Source organism: Rathayibacter sp. AY1E8 (genome assembly GCF_002931415.1).
GTDB lineage: Bacteria > Actinomycetota > Actinomycetes > Actinomycetales > Microbacteriaceae > Rathayibacter.
Genome location: NZ_PSVI01000058.1, coordinates 12,376 through 20,926, shown reverse-complemented (window position 1 = coordinate 20,926; position 8,551 = coordinate 12,376). Strand labels below are relative to the sequence as shown.

Here is an 8,551-nt window from a genome sequence, read left to right as displayed (position 1 = left end):
GGGACGGGCGGGGCCGGCGGGACCGGGACGGAGCCGTGCTGCTCGTCGGAGCCGGGGCCGGGACGGGTGCTGTCGTCGCTCATGGCGCGAGTCTAGCCAGCACCCGGGCGGCGGCGGAGGGGTTCCGTCCGCTCACGCGGGCAGGTAGCCGCCGTCGCGCAGGTCGCCGACGAAGGCCGTCCAGGCGAAGTAGGCGATCACCGCGAGGGCGATCGCGAGGTAGCCCAGCACGAAGCCGGCGACCGCGAGACCGCGGCCGCGCTGTCCGGAGCGTCGGGCCTGGGCGAAGCCGATGTGGCCGAGGACGATGGCGGCGGGCGCCAGCCCCAGCAGTCCGCACACCAGAGCCGCGACCGCGAGCGGATTCATCGGCGGGCGGCGGGGCGGGAGACCGGGGTAGGGATCGGCGGCGGCCGTCGGCGGCGGGTAGGCCGCCGACGGCTCGCCGAGCGGAGGGGCGAACGGCGCGGGCGCCGGTCCGGTCTGCGGTCCGGGCGCGGTGTCGTCGGTCACGGTGTCCTCCTGGTGGTGCGGGCGCCCCCGAGCCTCGGAGGCGTGTCGATCAGTACCCGGTCGAGGGCATGGTCGCCGCGATCGAGAAGAGCGCGACGAACGAGATGATGGTGATGATGATCGCGACGAAGCCGATGATGACGGCGGCGAGGGCGAGGCCGCGGCCCTTCTCCCCCGTGCGCTTGATCTGCGACAGGGCGATGAAGCCCAGCACGATGCCCACGATGGAGACGAAGAACGAGGCGATGAAGCCGATGATCGCCAGGATGTTGTAGCGGTCGGACGCGGGCGTGTACGGAGTGGTCATAGAAATCCCCCAGGGTCAGGAACGAGCGGATGCGGCCAAGAGTGGCAGTGGCACGATCCGCCTGTCAAAAAGCTGGACGGCGCTTGCGCGGCCCGACCGCCGCCCGGTAGAGGCCTCAGCGGACCTGGATCTCGGTGACCGGGAGGGTCGAGTCGGCCCCGAAGCCGAGCCCCGACGGCGGATGCCCCGCCTCGATCAGCTGCGCCGCCAGTGCGGCGATCATCGCGCCGTTGTCGGTGCAGAGCGAGAGCGCCGGGATCCGCAGGGTCACTCCCGCGGCCGCGCACCGCTCCTCCGCCAGCGCGCGCACCCGGGCGTTGGCGACCACGCCGCCGCCGAGCAGGAGGCGCGGCACGCCCCGGTCGCGGCAGGCGGCGAGCGCCTTCGTGAGCAGGACGTCGGCGACCGCCTCGCGGAAGCTCGCCGCGACGTCGGCCACGGGCACCTCCTCCCCCGCGTCCTGGCGCTTCTCGACCCAGCGGGCGACCGCGGTCTTCAGCCCTGAGAACGAGAAGTCGTAGCGGTGGCGCTCGAGGTCCTTCGGCAGGCTGAGCCCGCGGGGGAAGCGGATCGCCTTCGGGTCCCCGTCCGCCGCCACCCGGTCGATCTGCGGTCCGCCCGGATAGGGCAGGCCCAGGACTCGCGCCACCTTGTCGAAGGCCTCGCCGGCGGCGTCGTCGATGGTCTCGCCGAGCAGCTCGACGTCCGACACCAGATCGCGCACGTGCAGGAGCGAGGTGTGCCCGCCCGAGACCAGCAGCGCGATCGTCGGCACCTCGACGGGGCTGCCCTCGCTGCCGTCTGCACGGAGGACATCGGCTCCCACGTGGCCGACGAGGTGGTTCACGGCGTAGAGCGGCAGGCCGAGCGAGACGGCGAGCGCCTTCGCCGCTCCGACGCCGACCATGAGGGCGCCCGAGAGTCCCGGTCCGCTGGTGACCGCGATCGCGTCCAGGTCGCCGAGCGCGACACCGGCCTCGGAGAGCGCCGCGTGCAGGGCGGGCTCGAGCGCCTCCAGGTGCGCCCGGGCGGCCACCTCGGGCACGACGCCGCCGTAGCGGGCGTGCTCCTCCATCGAGGAGGCGATGGTGTTCGAGAGAAGCGTCGTGCCGCGGACGATGCCGATCCCCGTCTCGTCGCAGCTGGTCTCGATGCCGAGGACGAGGGGTCCGGTGCTCACGGGGTCTCCTGGGTCGGGGTCGGCGGCCGGCGCATCACGATCGCGTCCACTCCGTCGGGCTGGTAGTAGGCGGGGCGGACGCCGATCTCCTCGAAGCCCTCCGAGCGGTAGAGGGTCTGCGCGGCGGGGTTGTCGGCGCGGACCTCGAGGAAGACCTCGCGGGCGCCGCGTTCGCCGGCCGCCTCGAGGAGCGCGCGCAGCAGTCGGCGGCCGAGGCCGGTGCGGCGGACCCGGGCGACGACCGCGATCGTCTGCACGTCGCCCTCGTGGGCGCCGACGGGGCAGAGGAGCCCGGCGTAGCCGACCACCTCGCCGTCCTGCTCGACGACCAGGTACCGGGTGTGACGGCTCCGGATCTCCTCCGCCATCATCCCGCGCGACCAGGCGTCGCCGGCGAACTCGGACTGCTCGATCGCCATGACAGCGTCGAGGTCGTCCGGCTGCGCGTCGCGGAGCACGGCCTCGCTCATGCGGTCACCCGCTTGGGACCGGCCGACAGCGTGACGTCGGGCGAGCGGAGGTAGAGGGGCTCGTCCGCGGCACCGGGCCGACCGGCCGCGCGCAGGCGGGCGGCCACGACTCCGAGCTCGCCGGCGGAGACCGACTCGGCCTCCAGTCGCGGGAGCTCCGGATGCGGGAGGGCCGGCGGCTTGTCCAGGCCCGGGCCGGCGAGGCGGACGGGGAGTCCCTGGTCGTCGAGCCCGTCGTAGGCGCTCCAGTACAGCTCGCGACGACGGGCGTCGGTGACGACGAGGAAGCCGGCGGCGCGCCCGTGCCGCAGCGCGGCGAGCGCGATCGCGTCGTGCGAGACCACGGGGAGGGTGGGGACGCCGCGGCCGAGCGCGAAAGCCCGGGCGGCGGCGATCCCGACCCGGAGGCCGGTGAAGGGGCCGGGGCCCATGCCCACGGCGACCGCCTCGATGCCCCCGGGAGCCACGTCGGCCGCCTCGAGCGCCTCCTGGATCAGCCGGCCGACCACCTCCGCGTGGCGCATGGTGTCGGTCTCGGTGCGCTCCGAGCGCACGGCGCCCGCGGAGTCGACGACGGCGACGGAGGTTCCGGAGGAGGTGTCGATCGCGAGGAGCACGCGTCCAGGGTACCCGCGGGCTCAGCTCCAGCCGGTGCCGCGGAAGCGGACGGTCCGCGGCTCGATCGGCTCCTCGCCCTCCTCGGCGTCGGAGCCGGCGGTCGGCCGCTCGATGACCACGTCGAGCCAGGACTCCGCGACGCCGTCCAGCATCCCGGCCCCCCACTCCACGACGATCACAGAGCGCGCCGGATCGAGGTCGAGGTCGTCGAGCTCGACCGGCGAGCCCACGCGGTAGGCGTCGACGTGCACGAGCGGCGGCCCGTCGTGCAGCGGCGGATGCGTCCGCGCGATCACGAAGGTGGGGCTCGTCACGGGACCCCGCACGTCGAGGCCCTCGCCGAGCCCGCGCGTGAAGGTCGTCTTGCCCGCGCCGAGCGGCCCGGTCAGCACCAGCAGGTCGCCGGCGCGCAGCACTCGGCCGAGCTCGCGGCCGAGCTCCGCCATGGCCTCCGGATCGGCGACCTCGACGACGCGGTCCGCGAACCAGGAGCGCTCAGGCACGGCCGTCCGCCGCGCTCAGCAGCCGCCGCTGGACCCGCGGCCCGAGCCGGGTGACCAGCTCGTAGTTGATGGTGCCGCACCACCGCGCCCACTCGTCTACCGAGGGGACGCCGGTCGTCGGGTCGCCCCAGAGCGTCACCGGGTCGCCCGTCGCGACGCTCGCATCCCCCACGTCGACGACGAACTGGTCCATCGCGACCCGCCCGGCGATCCGGTGGCGGCGGCCGCCGATCGAGACCTCCGCGACGCCGGAGGCGCTCCGCGGGATGCCGTCCGCGTAGCCGAACGGCACGAGCGCGAGGGTCGTCCCGCCCTCGGCCCGCCAGGTGTAGTCGTAGCTCACGCCGGTCCCGTGGGGCACCCGGCGGACGCCGGCGACGCGGCCCTGCAGCGTCATCGCCGGGACGAGCCCGAGCTGGAGCGAGGTCTCGTCCTCGAACGGCGAGAGTCCGTAGAGGGCGATGCCGCTGCGCACCATGTCGAGGCGGGCCTCCGGGAGGCGCAGCGCCGCCGCCGTCGCCGCGAGGTGCAGGACCGGCGCCTGCACCCCGTGCGCCGCCAGCACGGCCTCGGCGCGGCGGAGGAGCGCGAGCTGGGCGAGGTCGTCCTCGCGCGAGGTGTTGGACAGGTGCGAGAACAGCCCGGTGAGGTGGACGGTGCCGCGAGCGCTGTGACGGGCGAGCGCCTCCGCCAGGTGCGGCCACTCCTCCTCCGCGGCGCCGTTGCGACTGAGGCCCGTGTCGACCTTGAGCTGCACGGCCGCGCGCACGCCGCGGTCCTCCGCCGACTGCGCGAGCGTGTCGAGCTGGTCGACCGAGGAGACGGCGACGTCGATCGAGTGCTCGAGCGCCGCGTCGAAGTCCTCGCCGGGGTCGTGCAGCCAGCAGAGGATCGGAGCGACGACGCCTGCCTCGCGCAGGGCCACGGCCTCCCGCAGCTCCGCGGTGCCGAGGGCGTCCGCGCCGCCGTCGAGCGCCGCCTGCGCCGCGGCCAGGGCGCCGTGCCCGTAGCCGTTGGCCTTGACGACGGCCATCAGCCGGCGGGCGCCGGTGAGCTCGCGCAGACGCGCGGCGTTCGCCGCCATCGCGTCGACGTCGATCACCGCCTCTCGGTACGACGCGGGGACGCTCACGACTCTGCCACCACGAACGCGCAGGCCACGCCCGCGTCGTGCGTCATCGAGAGGTGCACGCGCGTGATCCCGCGCGCCTCCGCGGCCGCCCGGGCCGGGCCGTGCAGCGCGAAGGACGGATTCCCGTGCTCGTCCCGCTCGACGACCATGTCGTGCCAGCGGGCGCCCACGGAGTCGCCGAGCGCCTTGATCAGCGCCTCCTTGGCGGCGAAGCGGCCCGCCAGCGAGGCGACGGGGAGCGAGCGTTCGCTCTCGGCGAACAGCCGGTCGCGGAGCCGGGGCGTGCGCGTCAGCGAGCGCTCGAAGCGCGCGAGGTCCACGACGTCCACCCCGATCCCCACGATCACGGCTCGATCACTCGACCGTGACCGACTTGGCGAGATTGCGCGGCTGGTCGACGTCGAGGCCCTTGGCGGCGGCGAGCTCCATCGCGAACATCTGCAGCGGGGTGACGGCGAGCAGCGGCTCGAACAGCGGGTCGGCGAGCGGGATCGGCACGACCTCGTCGGCGATCTGGATCGCGGCCGTATCGCCCTGCTCCGCGATCGCGATGACGCGGGCGCCGCGGGCCTTGATCTCCTGGATGTTCGAGATCACCTTGCGCTGCAGCTCGTACGACTCGCTCGGGCTCGGCACGATCACGAAGACGACCTGGCCCGGCTCGATCAGTGCGATCGGGCCGTGCTTGAGCTCGCCCGCCGCGAAGCCCTCGGCGTGGATGTAGGCGAGCTCCTTGAGCTTCAGCGCACCCTCGAGCGCCACCGGGTAGCCGACGTGGCGGCCGAGGAACAGCACCGCCCGGGTGTCGGCCATCCAGCCGGCCAGCTGGGCGATGTCGTCGGAGGCGTCGAGCACGCGGGAGAGCTTCTCCGGGATCGCGGCGAGCTGGGCCGCCTGCGAGGCGACGAGCTCGGTGGAGGCGGCACCGCGCACCGCGGCCAGGTGCAGCCCGAAGAGGTAGAGCGCCGCGATCTGGGCGACGAAGGCCTTGGTCGAGGCGACCGCCACCTCCGGTCCCGCGTGCGTGTAGAGCACGGCGTCCGACTCGCGCGGGATCGTCGCGCCCTGGGTGTTGCAGACCGAGAGCGTCTTGGCGCCGTGCTCGCGGGCGTACTTGACCGCCATCAGCGTGTCCATCGTCTCGCCGGACTGGCTGATCGAGACGACGAGGGTGCGCGGGGTGAGCACCGGGTCGCGGTAGCGGAACTCGTGGCTGAGCTCGACCTCGACGGGGACGCGCGCCCACTTCTCGATCGCGTACTTGGCGACCATGCCCGAGTAGGCGGCCGTGCCGCAGGCGATGATCGTGATGCGGTCGATCTCCGTCAGCACCGGACCGAGCGCGTCGAGCTCGGGCAGCGTGATCGCGCCCTCGTGGATGCGGCCGCGGAGCGTGTTGGCGACGGCCTCGGGGCCCTCGGTGATCTCCTTGGCCATGAAGCTCGACCAGCCGCCCTTCTCGGACGCCGACGCGTCCCAGGCGATCTCGAACGGCTCGGTCTCGACGGGGTTGCCGAAGAAGTCGGTCACCGTGACGAGCTCCGGGGTGATCGTGACGATCTGGTCCTGGCCGATGGCGACCGCGCGGCGGGTGAACTCGACGAACGCCGCGACGTCGGAGCCGAGGAAGTTCTCCCCGTCGCCCAGGCCGATCACGAGCGGCGAGTTGCGGCGCGCGCCGACGACCACGCCGGGCTGGTCCTGGTGCAGGGCGAGCAGGGTGAACGCGCCCTCGAGGTGCGCGACGACGGCCTGGAAGGCGAGCACGAGGTCGCCGGTGCGGCGGTACTCGCGGGCGATCAGGTGCGCGGCGACCTCGGTGTCGGTCTCGCTCTCGAAGACAGCGCCCTCGGCGAGCAGCTGCTCCTTGAGCGGCTGGAAGTTCTCGATGATGCCGTTGTGGATGACGGCGAGCCTGCCCTCGTCCGCGAGGTGGGGGTGGGCGTTGCGGTCGGTCGGGCCGCCGTGCGTCGCCCAGCGGGTGTGGCCGATGCCCGTGGTGCCCTCGGCCAGCGGGTGCGCTTCGAGGTCGTCGACGAGGACGCTGAGCTTGCCCGAGCGCTTGCGGCTGTCGAGCTGCCCGTCGGCGTCGATCACGGCCACGCCGGCCGAGTCGTAGCCGCGGTACTCCAGACGCTTCAGGCCCCCGAGCAGCACGGCCAGGCTGTCGCGCTCACCGACGTATCCAACGATTCCACACATGCGCTCGATTCTAAGCGGCGCGGAGGCGCCTCCCGCGGCGTCGGGCACCCGGCGGGGCGGACGCTAGGATCGGTCCCCATGCCGTCGTCTCCTCGCGATCCCGCACGCGACGCGCACCCCTCCCCCTTCGTCGAGATCGTCCGCTCCGACTGGGCCGAGCTCGCCCGCACCACGGAGCTGCCGCTAACGGAGACCGAGGTCGTGCAGCTGCGGGGGCTGGGCGACCGGCTGAGCCTCTCCGAGGTCGCGGAGGTCTACCTGCCGCTCTCGCGCCTGCTGAGCCTGTACGCCGGTGGCGCGCGGCACCTGCACCGCGCGACGAGCACGTTCCTCGGGGAGCGCGCGCAGCCGACTCCGTTCGTGATCGGCGTCGCGGGGTCGGTCGCGGTGGGCAAGTCGACGATCGCGCGCCTGCTGCGGGAGCTGCTCGCCCGCTGGGAGGACACGCCCCGCGTCGAGCTGGTGACCACCGACGGCTTCCTGCTGCCCAACCGCGAGCTGGAGCGCCGCGGTCTGATGAGCCGCAAGGGCTTCCCCGAGTCGTACGACCGGCGGGCGCTGCTGCGCTTCGTCTCGGAGGTGAAGGGCGGGGCCGCGGAGGTGCGCGCGCCGTTCTACTCGCACCTCTCCTACGACATCGTCCCCGACGCCGAGATCGTCGTGCGGCGGCCGGACGTGCTGATCGTCGAGGGCCTGAACGTGCTGCAGCCGCCGGTGCCCGGTCACGGCCTGGCGGTCAGCGACCTGTTCGACTTCACCGTCTACGTCGACGCCCGGACCAGCGACATCGCGCGCTGGTACGAGGAGCGCTTCCTCACCCTGCAGCAGGGCGCGTTCGCGAATCCGAACTCCTACTTCCACCGCTACGCGGCGCTCAGTCCGGACGAGGCCCGTGAGCGCGCGCGGAGCATCTGGGCCGCGATCAACGAGCCGAACCTGCTGCAGAACGTGCGCCCCACCCGCTCCCGCGCGAGCCTGGTCCTCCGCAAGCAGGCCGATCACACGGTCTCCTCGGTCCTCCTCCGCAAGATCTGACCGCGCCCCCGGTCGCTGTTCGCCGCCGCGCGCACCGCGCAGCCACCGACGTCGAACCCCTTCACCGCACGATCGGCGCAGGCTCGCCGCCACCCACGAGCCGTCAGCGTGAATCGCGTGCCAAGCGATTCACGCGCGGCGAACGCGACCCGCTCCACCCGCGCAACCACCTCGCGAAGCCGACCGCGAGGGGCCGCGCAAGGAGCGGCCCCGCAACGAACACCGCCGCGTGCCAAGCGATTCCCACGCGGCGAACGCGCCCCGCTCCACCCATCGCAACCACCTCGCGAAGCCGACCGCGAGGGGCCGCGCAGGGAGCGGCCCCTCAACGAACACCGCCGTCGTGGGAATCGCGTGCCAAGCGATTCACCCGCGGCGAACGCGCCCCGCTCCACCCATCGTGACCACCTCTCCAAGCCGACCGCGAGGAGCCGCGCAGGGAGCGGCCCAACCCACGAGCCGTCGTGGGAATCGCGTGCCAAGCGATTCACCCGCGGCGAACGCGCCCCGCTCCACCCATCGCAACCACCTCGCGAAGCCGACCGCGAGGGGCCGCGCAGGGAGCGGCCCCTCAACGAACACCGCCGTCGT

At 73.6% G+C, this 8,551-nt stretch carries 10 protein-coding genes; 1 reads left to right on the top strand and 9 read right to left on the bottom strand.

Going from position 1 to position 8,551, the window contains the following annotated elements; genetic code table 11:
• Positions 1-132: 132 nt before the first annotated feature.
• From C5C74_RS17720 to glmS, 9 genes are all read right to left on the bottom strand, one after another.
• Entirely contained in the window at positions 133-513 is a 381-nt protein-coding gene (locus C5C74_RS17720) for a DUF4190 domain-containing protein (RefSeq protein ID WP_219813485.1), read from the bottom strand.
• Between the two features lie 49 nt (positions 514-562).
• Positions 563-820, bottom strand: a complete 258-nt coding sequence (locus C5C74_RS14395) for a DUF4190 domain-containing protein (RefSeq protein ID WP_104225014.1) — start codon at positions 818-820, stop codon at positions 563-565.
• Between the two features lie 115 nt (positions 821-935).
• On the bottom strand, positions 936-2,000 hold the full coding sequence (gene tsaD, locus C5C74_RS14390; protein WP_104225013.1) for a tRNA (adenosine(37)-N6)-threonylcarbamoyltransferase complex transferase subunit TsaD: 1,065 nt from the start codon (positions 1,998-2,000) through the stop codon (positions 936-938).
• Positions 1,997-2,470: a ribosomal protein S18-alanine N-acetyltransferase gene (gene rimI / locus C5C74_RS14385; RefSeq protein WP_104351773.1), complete on the bottom strand. Its 474-nt coding sequence runs from the start codon at positions 2,468-2,470 to the stop codon at positions 1,997-1,999. Before rimI ends, tsaD begins: the two co-directional genes overlap by 4 nt.
• Entirely contained in the window at positions 2,467-3,087 is a 621-nt protein-coding gene (gene tsaB, locus C5C74_RS14380; RefSeq protein ID WP_104225011.1) for a tRNA (adenosine(37)-N6)-threonylcarbamoyltransferase complex dimerization subunit type 1 TsaB, read from the bottom strand. Before tsaB ends, rimI begins: the two co-directional genes overlap by 4 nt.
• A 21-nt stretch (positions 3,088-3,108) precedes the next feature.
• Positions 3,109-3,534 carry a tRNA (adenosine(37)-N6)-threonylcarbamoyltransferase complex ATPase subunit type 1 TsaE gene (tsaE, locus tag C5C74_RS14375; RefSeq protein WP_104227417.1) on the bottom strand — a complete coding sequence of 142 codons (426 nt, stop codon included), beginning with the start codon at positions 3,532-3,534 and terminating at the stop codon, positions 3,109-3,111.
• 49 nt (positions 3,535-3,583) lie between these two features.
• A complete protein-coding gene (gene alr, locus C5C74_RS14370; protein WP_258064185.1) occupies positions 3,584-4,693 on the bottom strand; it encodes an alanine racemase in 1,110 nt (369 codons plus the stop codon).
• Positions 4,694-4,719: 26 nt separating this feature from the next.
• Positions 4,720-5,070: a holo-ACP synthase gene (locus tag C5C74_RS14365; protein ID WP_104225009.1), complete on the bottom strand. Its 351-nt coding sequence runs from the start codon at positions 5,068-5,070 to the stop codon at positions 4,720-4,722.
• A gap of 7 nt (positions 5,071-5,077) precedes the next feature.
• The gene (glmS, locus tag C5C74_RS14360; RefSeq protein WP_104227413.1) at positions 5,078-6,925 is read right to left on the bottom strand and encodes a glutamine--fructose-6-phosphate transaminase (isomerizing); all 1,848 of its coding nucleotides are present in this window, start codon (positions 6,923-6,925) and stop codon (positions 5,078-5,080) included.
• 78 nt (positions 6,926-7,003) lie between these two features.
• Between glmS and coaA the strand changes: the two genes are divergently transcribed.
• The gene (gene coaA, locus C5C74_RS14355) at positions 7,004-7,960 is read left to right on the top strand and encodes a type I pantothenate kinase (protein WP_104225007.1); all 957 of its coding nucleotides are present in this window, start codon (positions 7,004-7,006) and stop codon (positions 7,958-7,960) included.
• The last annotated feature ends 591 nt before the right edge of the window (positions 7,961-8,551 follow it).

Bases quoted from the DNA above. Each gene is read 5' to 3' on its own strand.
- coaA (WP_104225007.1), top strand. From the start codon at position 7,004: ATGCCGTCGTCTCCTCGCGATCCCGCACGCGACGCGCACCCCTCCCCC.
- C5C74_RS14395 (WP_104225014.1), bottom strand. From the start codon at position 820: ATGACCACTCCGTACACGCCCGCGTCCGACCGCTACAACATCCTGGCG.
- rimI (WP_104351773.1), bottom strand. From the start codon at position 2,470: ATGAGCGAGGCCGTGCTCCGCGACGCGCAGCCGGACGACCTCGACGCT.
- glmS (WP_104227413.1), bottom strand. From the start codon at position 6,925: ATGTGTGGAATCGTTGGATACGTCGGTGAGCGCGACAGCCTGGCCGTG.
- tsaE (WP_104227417.1), bottom strand. From the start codon at position 3,534: ATGGCGGAGCTCGGCCGCGAGCTCGGCCGAGTGCTGCGCGCCGGCGAC.